At 72.9% G+C, this 19,972-nt stretch carries 19 protein-coding genes; 10 read left to right on the top strand and 9 right to left on the bottom strand.

Features of this window, described 5'->3' with window-relative positions:
- The 3 genes from lipA to ACH47X_RS08775 form a co-directional block, all read right to left on the bottom strand.
- The gene (gene lipA, locus ACH47X_RS08765; RefSeq protein WP_026365492.1) at nt 1-1,002 is read right to left on the bottom strand and encodes a lipoyl synthase; all 1,002 of its coding nucleotides are present in this window, start codon (nt 1,000-1,002) and stop codon (nt 1-3) included.
- 91 nt (nt 1,003-1,093) lie between these two features.
- Entirely contained in the window at nt 1,094-1,807 is a 714-nt protein-coding gene (gene lipB / locus ACH47X_RS08770) for a lipoyl(octanoyl) transferase LipB (protein ID WP_397403357.1), read from the bottom strand.
- Between the two features lie 62 nt (nt 1,808-1,869).
- Nucleotides 1,870-2,583, bottom strand: a complete 714-nt coding sequence (locus tag ACH47X_RS08775) for an HNH endonuclease family protein (protein ID WP_397403359.1) — start codon at nt 2,581-2,583, stop codon at nt 1,870-1,872.
- Between the two features lie 166 nt (nt 2,584-2,749).
- Here ACH47X_RS08775 and ACH47X_RS08780 point away from each other — a divergent pair, with 166 nt between their 5' ends.
- Together ACH47X_RS08780 and ACH47X_RS08785 are read left to right on the top strand one after the other, a co-directional pair.
- Nucleotides 2,750-3,838 carry a Gfo/Idh/MocA family oxidoreductase gene (locus tag ACH47X_RS08780; protein WP_397403361.1) on the top strand — a complete coding sequence of 363 codons (1,089 nt, stop codon included), beginning with the start codon at nt 2,750-2,752 and terminating at the stop codon, nt 3,836-3,838.
- Nucleotides 3,839-4,085: 247 nt separating this feature from the next.
- Complete coding sequence (locus ACH47X_RS08785) at nt 4,086-5,477, top strand: hypothetical protein (protein ID WP_397403363.1); 1,392 nt, start codon at nt 4,086-4,088, stop codon at nt 5,475-5,477.
- Between the two features lie 62 nt (nt 5,478-5,539).
- Here ACH47X_RS08785 and ACH47X_RS08790 read toward each other — a convergent pair whose 3' ends face one another.
- From ACH47X_RS08790 to lpdA, 3 genes are all read right to left on the bottom strand, one after another.
- Nucleotides 5,540-6,490 (bottom strand): TIGR01777 family oxidoreductase, encoded by a 951-nt coding sequence (locus ACH47X_RS08790; protein ID WP_397403365.1) that lies wholly within the window; start codon nt 6,488-6,490, stop codon nt 5,540-5,542.
- Nucleotides 6,491-6,642: 152 nt separating this feature from the next.
- Nucleotides 6,643-8,457, bottom strand: a complete 1,815-nt coding sequence (sucB, locus tag ACH47X_RS08795; protein ID WP_397403367.1) for a 2-oxoglutarate dehydrogenase, E2 component, dihydrolipoamide succinyltransferase — start codon at nt 8,455-8,457, stop codon at nt 6,643-6,645.
- 29 nt (nt 8,458-8,486) lie between these two features.
- Nucleotides 8,487-9,920, bottom strand: coding sequence for a dihydrolipoyl dehydrogenase (lpdA, locus tag ACH47X_RS08800; protein ID WP_397403369.1), 1,434 nt, complete (start codon nt 9,918-9,920; stop codon nt 8,487-8,489).
- Nucleotides 9,921-10,146: 226 nt separating this feature from the next.
- On the opposite strand from lpdA, the gene ACH47X_RS08805 reads away from it, so the two are divergent.
- Nucleotides 10,147-10,497, top strand: a complete 351-nt coding sequence (locus tag ACH47X_RS08805; RefSeq protein ID WP_036968685.1) for a hypothetical protein — start codon at nt 10,147-10,149, stop codon at nt 10,495-10,497.
- 128 nt (nt 10,498-10,625) lie between these two features.
- Here ACH47X_RS08805 and ACH47X_RS08810 read toward each other — a convergent pair whose 3' ends face one another.
- Nucleotides 10,626-12,185 carry a leucyl aminopeptidase gene (locus ACH47X_RS08810; protein ID WP_397403372.1) on the bottom strand — a complete coding sequence of 520 codons (1,560 nt, stop codon included), beginning with the start codon at nt 12,183-12,185 and terminating at the stop codon, nt 10,626-10,628.
- Nucleotides 12,186-12,341: 156 nt separating this feature from the next.
- Here ACH47X_RS08810 and ACH47X_RS08815 point away from each other — a divergent pair, with 156 nt between their 5' ends.
- The 4 genes from ACH47X_RS08815 to ACH47X_RS08830 are packed head-to-tail and all read left to right on the top strand — an operon-like array spanning nt 12,342 to nt 14,447.
- Nucleotides 12,342-12,701: a hypothetical protein gene (locus tag ACH47X_RS08815; protein WP_397403374.1), complete on the top strand. Its 360-nt coding sequence runs from the start codon at nt 12,342-12,344 to the stop codon at nt 12,699-12,701.
- Nucleotides 12,701-13,147 carry a hypothetical protein gene (locus ACH47X_RS08820; RefSeq protein WP_051433305.1) on the top strand — a complete coding sequence of 149 codons (447 nt, stop codon included), beginning with the start codon at nt 12,701-12,703 and terminating at the stop codon, nt 13,145-13,147. Before ACH47X_RS08815 ends, ACH47X_RS08820 begins: the two co-directional genes overlap by 1 nt.
- The gene (locus tag ACH47X_RS08825) at nt 13,144-14,241 is read left to right on the top strand and encodes a quinone-dependent dihydroorotate dehydrogenase (protein WP_397403377.1); all 1,098 of its coding nucleotides are present in this window, start codon (nt 13,144-13,146) and stop codon (nt 14,239-14,241) included. Before ACH47X_RS08820 ends, ACH47X_RS08825 begins: the two co-directional genes overlap by 4 nt.
- A complete protein-coding gene (locus ACH47X_RS08830) occupies nt 14,238-14,447 on the top strand; it encodes a hypothetical protein (protein ID WP_036959922.1) in 210 nt (69 codons plus the stop codon). The genes ACH47X_RS08825 and ACH47X_RS08830 overlap by 4 nt, the downstream gene beginning before the upstream one ends.
- A gap of 30 nt (nt 14,448-14,477) precedes the next feature.
- On the opposite strand, the gene yczR is transcribed toward ACH47X_RS08830, so the two are convergent.
- A complete protein-coding gene (yczR, locus tag ACH47X_RS08835; protein ID WP_397403379.1) occupies nt 14,478-15,962 on the bottom strand; it encodes a MocR-like transcription factor YczR in 1,485 nt (494 codons plus the stop codon).
- Nucleotides 15,963-16,024: 62 nt separating this feature from the next.
- Here yczR and yczE point away from each other — a divergent pair, with 62 nt between their 5' ends.
- A complete protein-coding gene (gene yczE, locus ACH47X_RS08840) occupies nt 16,025-16,735 on the top strand; it encodes a membrane protein YczE (protein WP_397403381.1) in 711 nt (236 codons plus the stop codon).
- A 50-nt stretch (nt 16,736-16,785) separates the two neighbouring features.
- Nucleotides 16,786-17,799: an aldo/keto reductase family protein gene (locus ACH47X_RS08845; protein ID WP_397403383.1), complete on the top strand. Its 1,014-nt coding sequence runs from the start codon at nt 16,786-16,788 to the stop codon at nt 17,797-17,799.
- A 117-nt stretch (nt 17,800-17,916) separates the two neighbouring features.
- Here ACH47X_RS08845 and ACH47X_RS08850 read toward each other — a convergent pair whose 3' ends face one another.
- Complete coding sequence (locus ACH47X_RS08850; RefSeq protein WP_397403385.1) at nt 17,917-18,534, bottom strand: DUF3043 domain-containing protein; 618 nt, start codon at nt 18,532-18,534, stop codon at nt 17,917-17,919.
- Between the two features lie 56 nt (nt 18,535-18,590).
- Between ACH47X_RS08850 and ACH47X_RS08855 the strand changes: the two genes are divergently transcribed.
- The gene (locus ACH47X_RS08855) at nt 18,591-19,970 is read left to right on the top strand and encodes a dipeptidase (RefSeq protein ID WP_397403387.1); all 1,380 of its coding nucleotides are present in this window, start codon (nt 18,591-18,593) and stop codon (nt 19,968-19,970) included.
- Nucleotides 19,971-19,972: the final 2 nt, after the last annotated feature.

The raw sequence follows: 19,972 nt of genomic DNA on the forward strand, positions 1-19,972 counted from the left end.
TCAGCGCGCCAGCAGGCTCGCCGCCTCCTGACGGGAGGTGGTGGGCTGGGCGAGGTGCGACAGCGCCTCGGGGATCGGGCGGCCGTGCTTGGTCATCGCCTGGCCCCACAGGCGGCCCGCGCGGTACGACGAACGCACCAGCGGCCCCGCCATGACGCCGAGGAAGCCGATCTCCTCCGCCGTCTCGGACAGCTCCACGAACTCCTCCGGCCGCACCCAGCGGTCCACCGGGTGGTGGCGCAGCGACGGGCGCAGGTACTGGGTGATCGTGATGATGTCGCAACCGGCGTCGTGGAGGTCCTGCAGCGCCTGCTTGACCTCGTCGACCGTCTCGCCCATGCCGAGGATCAGGTTCGACTTGGTCACGAGGCCGGCGTCGCGGGCCCGGGTGATGACCGAGAGCGACCGCTCGTAGGTGAACGCCGGGCGGATCTGCTTGAAGATGCGCGGCACGGTCTCGACGTTGTGCGCGAGCACCTCGGGGCGCGACTCGTTGACGGCGTCCAGCAGCTCGGGGATGGCGTTGAAGTCGGGAATCAGCAGCTCGACGCCGGTGCCCGGGTTCAGCGCGTGGATCTGGCGCACGGTCTCGGCGTAGAGCCACGCGCCGCCGTCGGCCAGGTCGTCGCGGGCGACGCCCGTGACGGTCGAGTACTTCAGGCCCATGGTCCGCACGGACTCGGCGACGCGGCGCGGCTCGTCCTTGTCGAAGTCGGCGGGCTTGCCGGTGTCGATCTGGCAGAAGTCGCAGCGGCGGGTGCACTGGTCACCGCCGATGAGGAAGGTGGCCTCGCGGTCCTCCCAGCACTCGAAGATGTTGGGACAGCCGGCCTCCTCGCACACCGTGTGCAGGCCCTCGCCCTTGACGAGCGATTTCATGTCGCGGTACTCGGGACCCATCACCGCCCGGGTCTTGATCCACTCGGGCTTCTTCTCGATGGGCGTGGCCGAGTTGCGCGCTTCGATGCGCAACATGCGTCGGCCTTCAGGTGCGATGGTCACGCAGATCCCTCCCAGGTCAGCGGGTTGGCCCAGCCTATGCCTCGCGCGCCCGGCGTCGCGCGGGCGTCGGGCGGGTGACAAGTGGCGTTCGTCACGCGGTCACGGTCACGGCCTCCGACGGCGCCTCGTCGGCCGCGGGCGACGCCTCGTCGGCCGCCAGCAGGGGCGCCAGGCGCTCGATCAGCGCCACCTGCAGGAGCGGCCGCACCTCGTCGACGGTGACCTGCCGGCCGAGCTCGGCGGTCAGGGACGTGACGTCGGCGTCCTCCGCGGGGATGCCGCAGGGCACGATGTGGTCGAAGGCGGTCAGGTCGGCGTCGCAGTTCAGGGCCAGGCCGTGCATGGTGACCCCCTTGGCGACGCGCGCGCCGATGGCGCAGATCTTGCGCTCCAGACGTGCGTCGGGGGCATCGGGGGAGTCCGCGGCGACCCAGACGCCGGAGCGGCCCTCCACCCGCATGGTCTCGACGCCGAGCGTGGTGCACACGTCCATGACGGCCTGCTCCAGCGTGCGGACGTACTCGACGACGTCGAACGGCTTGGCCAGCTTGATGATCGGGTAGGCCACGATCTGGCCCGGCCCGTGCCAGGTGATCTTGCCGCCGCGGTCCACCCTGATGACCTCGGTGCCGTCGGTCGGGTACTCGTCCCGGTGCGTGCGCGCCCCCGCCGTGTAGACGGACTCGTGCTCGAGGAAGAAGACCGTGTCGGCCAGCTCGTCCGCGCGGACGCCCTCGTGGGTGCGCCGCTGCAGGTCCCAGCCCTCGTGGTACTCGACGTGCCCGGAGAGATGACGAATATCCATGCCCGCCACCCTAAGCCCGCCCGGTGGTGCGGCAGGGGCCGACCCTGGCTGACGAAGAGCGGTCAGCGCGTCGGGAGGGGCTCCGACGGGCAGCTCGTCAGCACGTCCTCCATGGCGTCGTGCTCCGCGGGCGTGATCCAGAGGTCGTACTTCTCCTTGACCGCGATCTGCCGGGCCACGTACTCGCAGCGGTACGCCTGGTTCTCGGGCAGCCACTCGGAGGCGTCCTTGGCACCCTTGCCCATGTTGGCGGGGCCGTCGGAGGCCACCAGGTTGAGCGGGTCGTTCGCGATCTCGACGCGCAGGTCCTTGTCCCAGTCGGCCGCGCCCGTGGTCCAGGCGTTCATCAGCGCCACGACGTGGTCGATCTGCACGTCGCCGGAGCGCTCGCCACGCTCGAAGTCGATGGTCTCGCCCGTGTACGGGTCGTCGAGCGTGCCGGAGGCCACCTCGCAGGAGTCGCCCTCGGTCAGCACGAAGTCGTCGAGGTCCCGCTGGAGCATGTCGTTGCGGGTGTCGCAGCCGTTGCCGTCGACGTCCTTCCAGGCGCTGCCGAAGTCGGCCTCGCGGTCGTAGCCGTCCGTGGTGGCGGCGTCCTGCACCGTGAGGGTGTCCAGCGTCGCGAGGGCGGAACCCTCCGCGCCCTCCGCGGGGGCGACGTCGTCACCCAGGGACTTGACGATGAAATTCCCCGCGAGCACCAGCGCCGCGACGGCGATCAGCACGAGCTGCAGGGTCTTGCGGTTCTGGCTGGACTTCTTGGCTGTGGCGGACACGAGCCCCTCAATCTGTCGGCCGGTGGTCCGGACCGCAGATGGCCGGACAAAGACTAAAAACGTGCGAAACGTACCTCTTGCCCCAGTCTGCCAGAGTTGTGTTACGGGGATTAAGCGGCTGACCAGTAATCTCGCGTCGCTGCTCCCCGCGGGGCACGATGGGGCCATGGCACTTCGGATCGGGATTGTCGGCTACGGCGGAGCGGGCAGGCAAATTCACGCTCGACTGGCGCGAGCTGCGGGTATGTCGGTAACGGCGGTCGTCGCGCGCGACCCCGGAAGGCGCGTCCAGGCGGCCGGCGACTGGCCGGGCGCGCGGCTGTTCAACGACCTGACGACGATGCTCGCGGAGCCCGGTCTCTACGACCTCGTGGTCATCGCCAGCCCCTCCTCGCTGCACGCCGAGCACGCGAACGCCGTCTCCCTGGCGGGCAAGCCCTTCGTGCTCGACAAGCCCATCGCGACGACGGCGGCCGAGGCGCGCCGCGTGGTGAGTGCGGCGTCGTCATCGGGCACGCCGTTCACCGTGTTTCACAACCGGCGCTGGGACCCGGAGCAGCTCACTCTCAAGGCGCTGCTGGACCGGGGCGACCTCGGCAAGGTGCACACCTTCGAGCGGCACTGGGAGCGCTGGCGGCCCAAGCCGCAGCAGCGGTGGAAGGAGAACGACACCGTGGGGGGCGGGCTCCTGCTCGACCTCGGCCCGCACCTCGTGGACTCGGCCACCCAGCTGTTCGGGCCGGTCGTGTCCGTGTACGCCGAGACCCGCGCGCTCTCGACGCCCACCGAGGACGACGTCTTCCTCGTGCTGCACCACGCCGCGCCGGGCACGAAGCCCGGGGTGGTCCCGGGCCGGGCGGCGGCCGCCGACGTCCTGTTCGGCGTGGAGCCGCCCGCCAAGGGCGTGGTCTCGCGCCTCTGGGCCGGCTCCCTGGTCGGTGCCCCCGGCCCTCGCACGCGCGTGCTGGGGGACGGCGGCGCGTACGTGGTCAACTCGTTCGAGGGCGACGCCTCGCCGTTCGACGTGCTCGACGACGACCAGCCCGACGGCACCCACGGCTGGCTCACCCACGGCCGGGAGCGCACCGCCGTGCCGCAGCCCCGCGGCGGGCACGAGGACTTCTACTCGGCCGTGGCCGAATGGCTCGACGGCGAGGCCGACGTGCCGGTCGACCCGGCCGACGCCGTGCGCACCGCGGAGGTGCTGGACGCGGCCCGGATCTCGGCCAAGGAAGGGCGCCTCGTCGACGTCTGACGCAACGTTCGCGCAGGTCCTGGTGCGGCGCCGTCGGCGCACCCAGGGCTGACGAACGGGGCCCGGTCACCCGCCGGGCCCTTTGTCGTTCCCAGGAGTTCACCCACAGGGCTCACGATTCGGCAAATCCTGTGGATAAAGAGCGGGCTCCGGTTCACGGAGTTCTCATGAACGGGTGCACTACATCGAATCCGCGGAACTGGTCCGCGTAGCCGTCCCGACGGACGCTGCGTCTCGGGACCTTCTGGTGCGCCGCCTGGACACCCTCGCGACACTGGACCACCCCCATCTCGTGCCGCTCATCGCGATCTCGCCGAACGGACCGGACAACCTCGATGTCCGGCTGTCGCGGACGGGCGCGGTCGACCTGCCGACCGCCGTCGGCTCCCGTGGCCCCCTGACCGCCGCCGAGGGCGCGGGCATCACCGTCGCCGTGGCGCAGGCCCTGGCCGCGCTGCACAGCGTCGGCCTGGTCCACGGCGGCGTGCGGCCCACCGACGTGCTGCTCCGCAGCGACGGCAGCGCCGTGCTGCGCCCCCGCGTGACGCTGCCCGAGCACAGCGACGACCCCGTCGACGTCACCTCGCTGGCCACGCTCGTCGAGTCCGTGCTGGGCTTCCCCGGCCCGAGCCTGGACTCCAAGGCCGACCAGGCGCTGCGGTCCGTCCTGGCCCGCGCCCGCGCGGAGGACCCGCGCGACCGGCCCGAGCCCGGCACGCTCGCCGCGCTCGCCAACGACGCCGTGCGGCCCGTGCCCGTGCGGCTCCCGGACGGCTCAGCGCTCGTCTCGGCCGCCATCAGCGGCCCGGTGCCCATCGCCGGCCACGTGCCGCTCGGGGCGCACACGCCGTCGGCGTGGCGCTCGGCCGCACGGACCCTCACGGGGTCCATCGCCGCCGTCGACGCCCGCACCTGGGCGGCCACCGCCCGCCGCCGCGCCACGCTGCCGATCACCGGCCGCGGCGCCGGCGCCCGGCCGGGGGCCAAGGCCGTCGAGCCGCGCACCACCGTCGGCACCGTGCTCGCGTCCGTGATGATCGCGGCCGGCGTCGTCGCGGGGATCTCCGCGGGCGTCACCGCGATCCCCGAGGCCTTCGGCGGCGAGGAGCCCGCGGTCGCGGCGCCGTCGCCCGAACCCTCGACCCCCGTGTGGGGCGGCATCAACCCGGTGAGCAACGCCAAGGACCCGGCGGGCGCCGCGGTCGAGCTGACCGAGCGTCGCCTGGCCCTGCTGGCGGGCGCGGTGTCCGACATCAGCATGGTCAACCTCAAGGGTTCGCCGGCCTACCGGGCCGACCAGCAGATCCTCGAGGAGCTCAAGCAGAACAAGGCCCAGGTGGTCGGCGCCTCCGCCGAGATCAGCTCCACCGAGGTCGTGACGCAGGGCCCGGGCGCCGCGTCGGCAGTGCAGAGCGCGACCACGACGTCGAACAAGACGACCCAGACGTCGGACTCCGGCGAGAGCAAGGCGTCGAACAAGCGGGTGCCGATCGAGGCGGTCGTCCGGATCGAGTACACGATCACGGCGCACATGCAGGTGTCCGACGGCGGCGAGACGGCCGTGCCCGCCTCGAAGGAGTCGGCGGACCTGACGCTGGTCTGGACCCCGGGCGGCTGGCGGGTCAGCGAGGTCCGCTGACCCGGTCAGCCGTCTACGTGATCAGCGGGCCGCGCGGTCGACGGTCCGCACGATCAGTGCAGCTAGGCGCCGGTGGCCGGGCGGCCCGCTACCCAGCGGGCCGCCGCCTCCGGTTCGGCGTGTGTCCAGGTGAACCCCGTTCGGTTCAGCACGGCGGGCACCACGCGCTGCGAGGCCAGCAGGTCGTCGGCGAACTGCCCGAGCGCGATCCGTAGCGCGAACCGCGGCACCGCCAGCCCTGCGGGCCGGGACAGGGCCCGGGCGAGCGCCCTGGTCAGCTCCCGGTTGGTGGTGGGCTCGGGCGCGACGGCGTTCACGGGCCCGCGGACGTTCGCGTCGATGACGTGCCGGATCACCGCGACCTCGTCGGCCAGCGTGATCCAGCTCCACCACTGTCGACCGCCGCCGAGCGGCCCGCCCACGCCCAGGCGCAGGAGCGGCAGCATCCGGCCGAGCGCCCCGCCCGACGGCGCGAGCACGATGCCGCTGCGCAGCCAGACCACCCGTGCGCCGGCCTCCGCGGCGGGAGCCGTGGCGTTCTCCCACGCCTTGACCAGCTGCGCCAGGAAGTCGTCCCCGCGCGCCGACGCCTCGGTCAGCAGCTCGTCCCCGCGGTCCCCGTACGCTCCGACCGCGGAGGCGTTGACCAGGACCGGCGGCTCGTCCAGCCGTGCGATCGTGCGGGCCAGCAGGCTCGTGGTGGTGGTGCGTGAGCCCAGGAGCTTCTGCTTGTAGGCGGGGGTCCAGCGGTGGTCGCCGATCCCGGACCCGGCCAGGTTCACGACGGCGCCCGCGCCTTCCAGCGCGGCCGGGTCGAGCTCCCCGGTCCGCGGGTCCCACAGCACCTGCCGGACGGCGCCGTCGTCCCCGGTGGGGACCGCCCTGGCTGCCGGGTCGCCGTCGGACTCCCCGCCCCGGCGCACCAGGCGCCGCACACCGTGACCCCGCTCCACGAGGTCCGCGACCAGCGCGGAACCGACGAGACCGTGGGACCCGGCCACCACTACGTCCATCCCGCGAATCTAGCCTGCCCGACGACCCGCGGGCCGAACGCAGCGGTCACCGGAACGACCGTGGCCGGCCCCGAACCGGGACCGGCCACAGCGCTCTACCTGCTGGTCGACGTCGGGCGCGCGAGGCTACCCGGCCGACCCGGAGACCCTGGTCAGAGACCGACCTCGGCCTCGAACGCGCCCTCTTCGATGCGGTTCTTGATCGCGGTGAGGAAGCGCGCGGCGTCCGCACCGTCGACCAGGCGGTGGTCGTAGGACAGGAAGATGTACGACATCGAGCGCACCGCGATGCTCTCGTTGCCCTCGGCGTCGGTCACCACGACCGGGCGCTTGGTGATGGTGCCCGTGCCGAGGATGGCCGCGTGGCCCAGCGGCACGATCGGCGTGTCGATGAGCGAGCCGCCCGAGCCGGTGTTCGTGATGTTGAACGTGCTGCCCGAGAGCTCGTCCGGCGTGACCTTGTTGGCCCGGGTGCGCGCACCGAGGTCCTGGATCTGCCGGGCGATGCCGGCGAGGTTCAGGTCGCCCGCGTTCTTGATGACCGGGACCACCAGGCCACGCTCGGTGTCGACGGCGATGCCGACGTTCTCCGAACCGTGGTAGGTGATCTCGCCCTTCTCGGTGTCGATCGTGGCGTTGATCTTCGGGTACGCCTTGAGCGCCTCGACGGCGGCCTGCGTGAAGAACGGCAGGAACGTCAGCTTGGCGCCCTCGCGAGCGGCGAAGGACTCCTTGGCCTTGGCCCGGAGCTTGGCGACGCGCGTGACGTCGACCTCCATGACCGTGGTCAGCTGGGCCTGCGTCTGTACCGCCTCGAGCATGCGCTCGGCGACGATCTTCCGCAGGCGCGACATCTTCTCGGTGGTGCCACGCAGCGGCGACACCTCGAGCTTGGCCGCGGGGGCCTTGGCGGGCGCTGCGGCAGCGGCGGGGGCCGGAGCGGCCTTCGCCTCGGCCGCGGCGAGCACATCCTCCTTGCGGATGCGGCCGCCGACGCCGGTACCCGTCACCGTGGCGACGTCGACGCCCTTCTCCGCCGCGAGCTTGCGCACGAGCGGGGTCAGGTACGAGCCGGCGGCGCGACCGGCGGCCGCGGCGGGAGCCGGTGCGGCAGGAGCCGGAGCGGCAGGTGCGGGAGCCGGGGCAGCCGGAGCGGCAGGTGCGGGCGCGGCGGGAGCCGGGGCAGCCGGAGCAGGGGAGGCGGCCTCGGCGGGCGCCGGGGAGTCCGCGGCCGGGTCCGGCACCGGGGTGGCCTCGGCCGGAGCCTCGGTCTTCGGAGCCTCGGTCTTCGGCGCCTCCGGGGCGGGAGCAGCCGGAGCCTCGGCCGCCGGAGCGGCCGCGCCGGAGCCGACGCGGGCCAGGATGGCGCCGACCTCGACGGTCTCGTCCTCCTTGACCAGGATCTCCTGGAGCTTGCCGGCGACCGGCGACGGGATCTCGGTGTCGACCTTGTCGGTCGACACCTCGAGCAGCGGCTCGTCGACGGCGACGTCGTCACCGACCTCCTTGAGCCAGCGCGTCACGGTGCCCTCGGTGACCGACTCGCCCAGGGCGGGCAGCGGCACGTCGGTGCCGCCACCGGCCGGAGCCGGAGCGGCGGCGGGCGCGGAGGCCTCGGCGGCAGGCGCCTCGGCGGGCGTGGCCTCGGCCGGCTGTGCCGGTTCGGGCTCGGGGGCCTCCGCGGCGGCGGGCTCGGCCGCGGGGGCCGCCGGGGCGGCACCGGAACCGGAGCCGTCACCGATGACGGCGAGGGTGGCGCCGACCTCCACGGTGTCGTCCTCCTGGACGAGGATCTGCTCGAGGACGCCGGCGATCGGCGACGGGATCTCGGTGTCGACCTTGTCGGTCGACACCTCGAGCAGCGGCTCGTCGACGGCGACCTCGTCGCCGACAGCCTTGAGCCAGCGGGTGACAGTGCCCTCGGTGACGGATTCGCCGAGGGCCGGCAGCTGCACGTTCTCAGACATGACCTGTGAGGTCTCCTTTGTCGTTATGGTCAGTTGTGGGCGTGCAGAGGCTTGCCGGCCAGTGCCATGTGTGCCTCTCCGAGTGCCTCGTTCTGGGTGGGATGTGCGTGGACGAGCGAGGCGACGTCCTCAGGGAACGCCTCCCAACCCACGATGAGCTGGCCCTCGCCGATCAGCTCGCCCACACGCGAGCCGATCAGGTGCATACCGACCACGGGTCCGTCCTTGCGGCGCACCAGCTTGGCGAAGCCCTGGGTACCCAGGATCTTGCTCTTGCCGTTGCCCGCGAGGTTGTACTCGATGGTCTCCACCTGGTCCGGACCGTACAGCTCGGCGGCCTTCGCCTCGGTGACGCCGACCGACGCCACCTCCGGCTCGCAGTAGGTGACGCGCGGGATCGCCGCCTCGTCGATCGGCGCGGGCGACTGGCCCGCGATCTGCTCGGCCACGTAGATGCCCTGCGCGAACCCGCGATGGGCGAGCTGCAGGCCCGGCACGATGTCGCCGACCGCCCAGACCTGCCCGCCGGTCGGCGTGGTGACGCCGGTGCGGAGCAGCTCGTCGGTCAGCACGAAACCGCGGTCGAGGCGCACGCCGGCGGCCTCGTACCCGAGGTCGGCGGTCCGGGCACCGCGTCCGACGGCGACGAGCAGCAGCTCGGCGTCGAACGTGGCGCCCGACTCGAGCTCGACCTTGACGCCGTCGTCGGACTGCTTGACCTGGGCGAAGCGGTCGCCCAGGGAGAACTTGATGCCGCGCTTGCGGAACGCGCGCTCCAGCGCCTTCGAGAGCGCGACGTCCTCGTTCGGTACGAGGTGGGGCAGCGCCTCGACGATCTGCACGTCGGCGCCGAACGACTTCCAGACGCTGGCGAACTCCACGCCGATCACTCCACCGCCGAGCACCACCACGGACTTCGGCACGGTGTCCAGGGTGAGCGCCTGGTCGGAGGTGATGACGCGGTCGCCGAGCTCCAGGCCCGGCAGGGACCGGGCGTACGAGCCGGTCGCGAGCACCACGTGGGTGCCGGTGACGCGGGTGGTCGCCCCGCCGGGCGCGGTGACCTCGACGACGCCGGGGGAGGCGAGCGTGCCGTGCCCCTCGACGACGGTGATCTTCCGGGAGGCGATCAGCCCCTGCAGACCCTTGTACAGGCCCGCGACCACGGAGTCCTTGTAGGCGAGCACGCCGGGCATGTCGATGCCGTCCAGCGAGGTGCGGACGCCGAACTGCGCACCGTGCGCGGCGGCGTCGGCCACCTCTGCCGCGTGCAGGAGCGCCTTGGTGGGCACGCAGCCCACGTGCAGGCAGGTCCCGCCGAGCTTGTCCTCCTCCACGAGGGCCACGCTCTGGCCCAGCTGCGCGGCGCGGAGGGCGGCCGCGTAGCCGCCGCTTCCTCCACCGAGCACGACGACGTCGTACGTGTCCGGGTTGTCATGCGTAGGCAAGTGCTGGCTCCTCATGGATGGCGGAGGTGACTGCGTCTGCTGCGCGGGTTGGCGCCGCATGCCATCTTGACACTTCAGCGGGCGTGGCCCCAATCGTGTACCCGGCTTGTCGGGTGTGACCGTGGCGACATTGACGCAAATGACGCCGTTGTGAAAAGGCGGGCGGCTCGGAAGTGCGAGTTTCCTGCGATGTGCGTGGAGATGCCTAGGACACTGCCGTTCTCGCTAGTACCCTCGGTGCATGCCCCGCCAGTCCCGTAGCTCGCTCGCGCGTTTCTTCCAGCGGCGCTCCACGCCCGGGAGCGGCGCGCGCCCGACCGGCAACGACGCGCGTCGCCAGACCCTGGCACACCTCGGTGAGTTCATCTCCTCACGGATCGGCGTCGAGGCCTACGTGGAGCCGCCGACCACCGACATCCCCAGCACCATCCTGCTCGTCGCCAGCACGGGGGAGTGGACACGCCGCCGGGTGCCCGACGAGCGCACCGCCTTCGACATCGCGAACCAGCTCGGGGTGCCTGTCTACAACGTGCGGTTCACCGGCTACCCGCAGCGGATGCGCGACTGGAACAGCGCGCAGCGCAAGAAGTGATCCCGCAGACACGGCACCCATGCAGATAGAACCCATGCAGATAGAACCCATGCAGATAGAACCCATGCAGGTAGAACTCTGGCGAAGCAGCGACCGCTGCTTCGCCAGAGTCGTACCTCGCCGGAGTCCTACTTCGCGGGGAGAGCCGCCGCGGCCGCGCGGCCCTCGATGAAGCTCAGCAGCGTGCGCACGCCCACGCCGGTGCCGCCGCCCGAGGTGTAGCCGTGCGCGCCGCCCTCGTTGAAGGCCGGCCCGGCGATGTCCAGGTGGGCCCACGGGTGGTCGCCCACGAAGGTCTGCAGGAACAGGCCGGCGTTGAGCATGCCGCCCCACCGCGGCCCGGAGTTGGCGACGTCGGCCACCTTGGACTTGATGTTCGTCTTGAGCTCCTCGGGGAGCGGCATCGGCCAGAACAGCTCGCCCGAGGCGTCGGCGGCGGCCTTGACCTCGTCGCGCACCGCGTCGGTGCCCATGACGGCGGACGTGCGGTTGCCGAGCGCCACCATCTGCGCGCCGGTGAGCGTCGCGATGTCGAGCACCACGTCGTGGCCGTCCTCGACGGCGGAGACCAGGCCGTCGGCCATGACGATGCGGCCCTCGGCGTCGGTGTTCAGCACCTCGACGGTCTTGCCGCCGTAGATGGTGATGACGTCGGCGGGGCGCTGCGCGTTGCCGCCCGGCATGTTCTCCGCGAGGCAGAGGTAGCCGGTGACGGCGACCGGCAGGTTCAGCTTGGCCGCGGCGACGACCGTGGACAGGACGGCGGCGGCGCCGGCCATGTCGGACTTCATGGCCTCCATGCCGGCGGCCGGCTTGATCGAGATGCCACCCGAGTCGAACGTGATGCCCTTGCCGACGAGCGCGACCTTGGCGGTCGGCTTGGCCGGCGTGTAGGCGACCTTGACGAGGCGCGGGCCGCGTGACGAGCCCTGGCCCACGGCGGTGAGCCCGCCGTAGCCGCCCGAGGCGAGCTGCTTGTCGTCGAGCACGGTCACCTTGAGGTGCTTGACGTCCTTGGCCGCGGCCTTGGCGGCGTCGGCGAAGGTGGCCGGGTAGAGCTCGTTGGGCGCGGTGTTGACCAGGTCACGCGTGGCGTGCACGGCCGCGGCGAGGATCTCGGCGCGCTCGGCGGCGAGCTTGGCCTTCGCGTTCTTGTGCAGCGGGGTGAGGATCTCGATCGCGGCGACCGGGTCCTTGCCGTTCCGGGCGCCGTTCTTCGCGTCCTTGGCGTCCTTCGCCCCGTCCTTCGTGGCCTTGCCGGAGGTCCGGTAGCGGTTGAACGCGTAGGCGCCCAGGAGCGCACCCTCGGTGACGGCGGTGATCTCCGCGTCGTCGGAGGCGGGCAGCGCGATGGCGGCGGAGGCGAGGCCCGCGAGCTCGCGGGTCGCGGCACCGGCGGCGCGGCGCAGGGTCTCTACGGTGAACGTGCCGTCCTCGGTGCGCTCGCCCAGGCCGGTCAGCACCAGGACGTCGGCGGCGAGCTTGTCGCCGGCGGGGATCTTGCGGACCTCGTCACGCGCCCCGGTGACGCCGAGCTGCGGGGCGAGCGTCTCGAGCTGCGTGAGCAGGTCGGTGGGGAGCTGGTCGGACACGACGGCTACGCCGTCCGACGTCTGGGCGGTCGCCACCACGAGCGCTTCGGCCTTCACGGCGGTGGGATTCTTGCTGGAGAGGGTCACGTCGGTCACGCAGCCGATCGTATCCCGCGCCTCTGACCGCCGGTCCGTGGACAGCCGAGCGGACGGGCGGGCGGCCTGCCCAGCACCCTCGGACGGGCCGATCGAGGCGCAGGTCACGCACGATCCGATTGCCGGTGGGACGGTGCCGCCCGGTAGTCTGCGGACGTGATCCTTGGCCTCCTGCTCCTCGTGGTCGCGCTCTGCGTGGCCCTGGCCGGGTGGGCCGGCTGGTTCGTCGCCCGCGACCGCGCCGTGATCCTGAACCAGCTGTGGGGCGGCGCGGCGATCGAGGTCCTGCTGCTCGTGCAGGGTGTCGTCGCGGTCGTGCAGGGTGCGGGCGGCGGCGGGGCGAGCGATCCGCTGCTGTTCTGGGGCTACTTCGCCACGACCCTGGTGATCCTGCCGGTCGCCGCCGCGTGGGCCTTCGCCGAGCGCACCAGATGGAGCTCGGTGGTGCTGCTCGTGGCGTCCCTGACGGTGGCTTTCCTGGAGTGGCGCATGTGGCAGATCTGGATGGGGGCGTGATGACCGAACCGACCGAACCGACCGGGAAGACGGCCGCACGGCGGACCGGGCGGGGCTTCGGCCGCGTGCTGGTGACCGTGTACGGCATCCTGGCGTTCGCCGCCCTGGGCCGGTCGTCCTACGAGCTCGTCGTGAAGTTCGGCGAGGCCCCCGTCGCCTACACGCTGTCGACGCTCGCGGCCGCGGTGTACGTGGTCGCGACCTTCGCGCTCGCGATCGGCACGCCCGCCTGGCGCGTGACCGCATGGATCACCGTCGGGATCGAGGCGGTGGGCGTCGTCACGATCGGCGCCCTGTCGCTGGCCGACCCCGGCGTGTTCGGTGAGTCGACCGTCTGGTCCGGCTTCGGCCAGGGCTACGGCTACGTGCCGCTGGTCCTGCCGTTCGTGGGGCTGTGGTGGCTGTGGCGGACGTCGCGCAGCACGTCCGAGGAGAGGACCGCATGAGCTGGCCGTACTCGTTGTTGTTCAACGGCGTCTTCCGCCGGATGGATCCGGAGCGGGCCCACGAGCTCGCGTTCTCGCTGATCGAGCGCGCCGGCAAGGTGCCGGTGCTGCGGGACGTCGCGCAGGGGGCGCTGGCCCCGTACCTCGGCCAGCGGGCCGGCGGCCCGGGCAGCGTGCGCCTCTTCGGCCGCGTGGTGCCGGCGCCGTTCGGCCTGGCCGGCGGGTTCGACAAGAACGCCCGCGCGATCCGGGGCCTGACGATGCTCGGCTTCGGGTTCGTCGAGATCGGCACCGTCACCGCCCGCCCGCAGCCCGGGAACGAGAAGCCGCGCATGTGGCGCGAGCTCGACGTGCGGGGCGTGCGCAACCGGATGGGCTTCAACAACGAGGGCGCGGCGGCCGCCGCCGAGCGCCTGCGGGCGCTGCGGAGCACCGCCGCGGGCCGCGCGATCGTCGTCGGCGCCAACATCGGCAAGTCCAAGGTGACGCCGCCGGAGTTCGCGGCGGGCGACTACGCGACGTCGGCCCGGCTGCTCGCCCCCTGGGCGGACTACCTGGTGGTCAACGTCTCCTCCCCGAACACGCCGGGCCTGCGCGACCTGCAGGCGACCGAGTCGCTGCGGCCGATCCTGGAGGCCGTCCGCGCCGCGGCCGACGAGGCCACGGTCGGCACGGCCGCCGGCCGCGGCACCGGGCGGCGGGTGCCGCTCCTGGTCAAGATCGCGCCTGACCTCGCGAACGACGACGTCGACGCCGTCGCCGACCTCGTGCTGGAGCTGGGCCTGGACGGTGTCGTCGCCGTCAACACCACGATCGGGCACGACCGCGGGCCGGGCGGGCTGTCCGGCCCGCCGCTGCTGGGCCGGGGCATCGAGGTCGTCGCGCGCCTGCGGGAGCGCCTCGGCACCGGACCCGTCATCATCGGCGTGGGCGGCATCACCCGGGCCGACGACGTCCGCGCGTACCTGCGCGCGGGGGCCGACCTGACCCAGGGGTACACGTCGTTCGTCTACGAGGGGCCGCTGTGGGCGTCGGAGATCAACCGCGCCCTGACCCGTTCGGCGGGCTCCACGGCAAGTGGGAGGTACGAGTGATCCGTCCGCAGTGGGAGTGGGCCCTGGACGACGCCGAGGGGCGCCGCCTGACCGAGCCCGTCACGCCCGTCTTCACGGCGCAGTACGACGCCGAGCAGTGGCTCGGCGAGCACTGGCGCGAGCTCGCGGCGGCCGGTGCCGTGCAGGCGAGCCTGCTGCACGACGGCACGCAGGCCGCGCCGGGCGTGGAGCTGCGGACCCACTGAGGCTCGCCCGGAGCCGCGCCAGGGGCGCGGTCAGCGCCTCGTCCTGCCCGACGGCGCCACTCGCGCCCACGCCCGGGCCAGCCGCGGCACCGCCTCGGTCAGCTCGGCGGGCGACCGCGTGAAGGTGAGCCGCACGCGGGACGCGGCCCCGGTGCTCTCGGGGCTGAAGATCGGCCCGGCCGCGACCAGGGCGCCCTCGGCGGCCGCCGCCGCGGCGAACGCCTGCGCGACGGGCCGGCCCAGGTCGGCCCAGCAGAACAGCCCGCCCTGCGGCGTCGGCACGTCCCATGGGAACACCTCCCGGAGGCGACCGACCAGCAGGTCCCGCCGCTCGCGCAGCATGCGGCGCCGGCCCGCCATGACCTGCTCGTGGCGCCCGAGCAGCTCGACCACGGCGAGCTGCTCCAGGACGGCCGTCGCGATGTCCGCCGACTGCCGCGCCCGCGCGAGGTGCGAGATCACCTGCGGGTGCGCCCGGACCCAGCCGACCCGCAGGCCGCCCCAGAACGCCTTGGACGCCGACCCCACCGAGACGACGTGCGGCGACGTGCCGTCCCCGGCGAACGCGGGTGGCATCGCCTCGTCCGACAGGTTGAGCTCGACGAGCGTCTCGTCCCCGACCACGGTGACGCCGAACCGGTCCGCGATCTCCCGGACCGCCGCACGCTCGTCCGCGGACAGCACGAACCCCGTCGGGTTCTGGAAGTCCGGTACCAGGTACACCAGGCGCGGCTGGGCGCGCCGCACCGTGGAGGCCAGGAGGTCGACGTCGAGCGGCCCCGTGGGCACGCCGACCACCCGGCCCCCGGCGTCGCGCATGGACTCCATGGCGTGGAAGTAGGTCGGTGACTCGACCACCGCGCGGTCACCCGGCCGCAGGTGGGTGTGCGCCAGCAGGGCGATCGCCTGTTGCGCGCCGGTGGTCACGAGGATGTGGTCGGCCGTGGTCGGCACGCCGCGCTCGCGGTACCGCGCGGCGACCGCCTCGCGCAGCGGCGCCAGCCCGTGCGGCTCGTACCCGCCGGAGTCGAGGTACGCCGGCAGCCGCTCCAGGGCGCGGGCGAAGGCCTCGTGCAGCTCGGGCGGGGCGGGCGGCGTCGCCTGCCACAGGTCCAGGTGCCCGGCGCCGGACGCGGCCCCCGCCGGCGTCGCGGCCCGCAGCGCGTCGTCGGGTACGGGTGCGTCGCCGCCGGCGGGGCGCCCGGGCGCGGGCTCGGCGCTGCGCTGCGGCAGCGTGGCGACCGTGCCCGACCCGACGCGGCTCACCGCGAAGCCCAGCTCGCGCAGCCGCGCGTACGCGCCGGAGGTGGTGGTGCGCGAGACCCGCAGCGTCGCGGCCAGCTCGCGCTCGCTGGGCAGGCGGGTGTTGGGCGCGAGCGTGCCGGACAGGACGGCGGCCCGCAGGGCGTCGGCGAGGGCGATGTACGCCGGCCCGCCCGCGTGCCACGAACCCAGCAGCCGGGCGGTCGTGGCGGGGGAGAGCTGACGCAGCACGGTCGGGGTCGCGGCGGACATAGGGGCCACTCTTGCGCGATTGGCCCTGGATGACAAGGCCAATGGTCCCGCACCATGGGTGCATGACGACGACCACCGGCCGCCCGGCCGAGCCTGCCCCCGACCTCGCGGCCGACGCCGCGACCGGCACCACCCCGGTTCTGGCACCCGCCGCCGCGCCTGTCCTGATGCGCCCCTGGCGTCGCGGCCTGCAGCTCCTGCTCGGGCTGGTGGGCTTCGGCGTCGCGACCGCGATGATGCTGCACTCGGGACAGGGCGCGATGCCATGGGCGGTCCTGGACCAGGGCATCGTGGACCGGACCGGGCTGGCGTACGGCTGGGTGGTGCTCGGCGTCGGGCTGCTGGTGATGCTCGCCTGGATCCCGCTGCGCCAGAAGCCGGGGATCGGCACGATCGCCAACATCATCGTGATCAGCCTCGTCATCGACCCGGCCCTGTGGGTGCTCGAACGGCTGGTGCCGCACCCGGGGCTCCCGGCCGGGATCGCGCTGGCGCTGGGCGGCACCGTGCTGCTCGGGGTGAGCACCGCGGCCTACGTGGGGGCCCGCCTCGGGCCCGGCCCGCGCGACGGGCTGATGACCGGCGTCGTGCAGCGCACCGGCTGGCCCGTGTGGCTGGTGAAGACCGTCATCGAGGTCACGGTGGTCGTGGTCGGGGTGCTGCTGGGCGGGACGTTCGGCTGGGCCACGGTCGTGTTCGCCTTCGGCGTCGGCCCGGTGGTGCAGGTGGCTGCGCGGTGGCTGGCGCCGACGGGCCTGACCGACCGGCACTGACCCCGGGCCGGGGCTCGATTCGATTCGAGGGCCTGGCATAGGGTGCCTTCATGGTCAACTATCGGTACCTCGGTAACAGTGGTCTCAAGATCTCCGAGATCACGTACGGCAACTGGCTCACCCACGGCTCGCAGGTCGAGAACGACGTCGCCTCGGCGTGCGTCCGGGCCGCCCTCGACGCCGGGATCACCACCTTCGACACCGCCGACGTGTACGCCAACACCGTCGCGGAGCAGGTCCTCGGCGACGCGCTGCAGGGCGAGCGCCGCGAGTCCCTCGAGATCTTCACCAAGGTGTACTGGCCCACCGGCCCCAAGGGCCCCAACGACACGGGCCTGTCGCGCAAGCACATCCTCGAGTCGATCAACGGCTCCCTGACGCGCCTCGGCACCGACTACGTCGACCTGTACCAGGCACACCGGTACGACGTCGAGACGCCGCTCGAGGAGACGATGCAGGCGTTCGCCGACGTCGTCCGCCAGGGCAAGGCCCTCTACATCGGCGTCTCCGAGTGGACCGCCGACCAGATCCGCGCCGGCGCCGCGCTCGCCAAGGACCTGGGCTTCCAGCTCATCTCCTCGCAGCCGCAGTACTCGATGCTGTGGCGCGTCATCGAGGACGAGGTCGTGCCCGCCTCGAAGGAGGTCGGCGTTTCGCAGATCGTGTGGTCGCCCATGGCGCAGGGCGTCCTGTCCGGCAAGTACCTGCCGGGCCAGGCCGCGCCCGCCGGCTCGCGTGCCACGGACCAGAAGGGCGGCGCCCAGACGATCAGCCGCTTCATGAGCGACGAGACCCTGACCGCCGTGCAGAACCTCAAGCCGGTCGCCGACGAGCTGGGGCTGTCCATGGCGCAGCTCGCCGTGGCCTGGGTGCTGCAGAACGACAACGTCGCCGCCGCGCTCGTGGGCGCCTCCCGTCCCGAGCAGGTCGCGGAGAACGTCAAGGCCTCGGGTGTGACCATCCCGGCCGAGCTGATGAAGCAGATCGACGAGGCCCTGACCGGCGTCGTCGAGCGCGACCCGGCCAAGACGCTCGAGGGCATGCCCAAGAAGCGCCCCGCCTGACGCCCTGCGCTGAGTCGTCAGAGGGCGCCGCACGTGTCACACGCGCGGGTCACCGGAGTGGCCTGTACGTCTGACACGTGCGGCGCCCTTTGACAGCCGCCGTCCGACAAGCGGGAGCTACTCCGGGTAGTTGCCGCGCTTCTTGCTCATCGGCTTGGGCAGCCGCGACCGGCGCAGCTGGTAGGCGCGCGTGATGGTGTACATCAGCAGGCCGCGCGGCACCTCGCCGAACTTGGCCGTGAGGCGCTTCTTCAGCGAACGCCACAGCAGCCACGCGTCGATGATCGTCAGGAACAGGAACCCGTACAGGCCGAGCATCACGAAGATGCTGAGCTGCGGGTACTGCTGCGTGAAGAACGTCGCGAACAGGAAGATGAACGCCACCGGCAGGAAGAACTCGCCGAGGTTCCAGCGCGCGTCGACGAAGTCGCGCACGTACCGGCGCACCGGGCCCTTGTCCTTGGCCGGCATGTACCGCTCGTCACCGGTCTGCATCGCCTGGTAGGCGCGCTCCCGGTCGACGCGCGACTTCTCGCGCTGCGCCTTGCGCGCCGCCTTGCGGTCGTCCGGGACCAGCGGGCGCTTGTTCGCGGCCTGCGCGACGTTGCGCTTGGGCGTGGGGCGGCCCTTGCCGGCGGCGGTCTGGGCCGCGTCGGACGTCGGCGTCACCTCGTCGGGGGAGTCGCCCACGGGGGTCACGCCGTCTGGTGTCGAAGTCTTGCTGCGGGAGAACACCCTCCCAGCCTAATCGCTCCCGGCGGCGGCCGGTTCCGAGCCGTTAACGTGGGGGCGTGACCACCGATACCACCGCGGCCCTCCGGGCCCGCGTCACCGAGCAGTTCCCCGCCCTCCAGGCAGACCTCGAGGCGCTCGTGCGCATCCCCAGCGTCTCGGCTGCCGCGTTCGACCAGCAGCACGTGGCCGCCAGCGCCGCCGCCACCGCACAGCTCCTGCGCGACGCCGGCCTGCCGGACGTCCAGATCCTGTCCGCGCCGCGTCCCGACGGCACGCCGGGTGCGCCCGCCGTCGTCGCCCGCCGCCCCGCGCCCGCAGGCGCGCCGACCGTGCTGCTGTACGCGCACCACGACGTGCAGCCCCCGGGCGACCCGGCCACCTGGGACACCGACCCGTTCGAGCCCACGCAGGTGGGCGAGCGCCTCTTCGGGCGCGGCGCGGCCGACGACAAGGCCGGCATCGTGGCCCACCTCGGCGCCCTGCGCGCCCTCGGCCTGCCCGACGGCGCCGACCTGCCCGTGGGTGTCACCGTCTTCCTCGAGGGTGAGGAGGAGTCGGGGTCGCCGTCCTTCCGGGCCTTCCTGGAGACCTACCGCGACCTGCTCGCCGCCGACGTCATCGTCGTCGCCGACTCCACCAACTGGAAGGTGGGCGTCCCCGCCCTGACCACGTCGCTGCGCGGCCTGGTCGACGGCGAGATCGAGCTGCGCGTCCTCGACCACGCCGTGCACTCCGGCATGTTCGGCGGCGCCGTGCTCGACGCCGTGACCCTGATGTCCCGCCTCGTGGCGACCTTCCACGACGAGGCCGGCGACGTCGCGATCGAGGGTCTGGTCACCGCGCCCGAGCCCGAGGTCGACTACGACGAGGCCGCGTTCCGCGCCGACTCCTCGCTGCTCGACGGCGTGTCGCTCGCGGGCACGGGCACCCTGTCGGGACGACTGTGGTCCAAGCCCGCGCTGTCCGTGATCGGCATGGACGTCACCTCGGTGGCCGAGGCGTCCAACACGATCGCGCCGCGCTGCACGGCCAAGATCTCGCTGCGGCTCGCCCCCGGCCAGGACCCGGCGGCGGCCGACGCGGCGCTGGCCGCGCACGTGGTGAAGCACGCGCCGTTCGGCGTGCAGGCCACGTGGCGGTCGGGCGAGCAGGGCAAGCCGTTCCTCGCCCCCGGCGACACGGCCGCCATGCGGGCGGCGCGTGCCGCCTTCACCGAGGCGTGGGGCACCGCACCGGTCGACGTCGGCGTGGGCGGGTCCATCCCGTTCATCGCGGACCTGCTCGAGGTGTTCCCCGACGCCGCGATCCTCGTGACCGGCGTCGAGGACCCCGACTCGCGGGCGCACGGCGCCAACGAGTCGGTGCACCTGGGCGAGCTGCAGAACGTGGTCCTGGCCGAGGCGCTGCTGCTCACCAAGGTCGGCGAGGGGCTCTGACC

Source organism: Promicromonospora kroppenstedtii, from assembly GCF_044389675.1.
Classification (GTDB): Bacteria; Actinomycetota; Actinomycetes; order Actinomycetales; family Cellulomonadaceae; genus Promicromonospora; species Promicromonospora kroppenstedtii.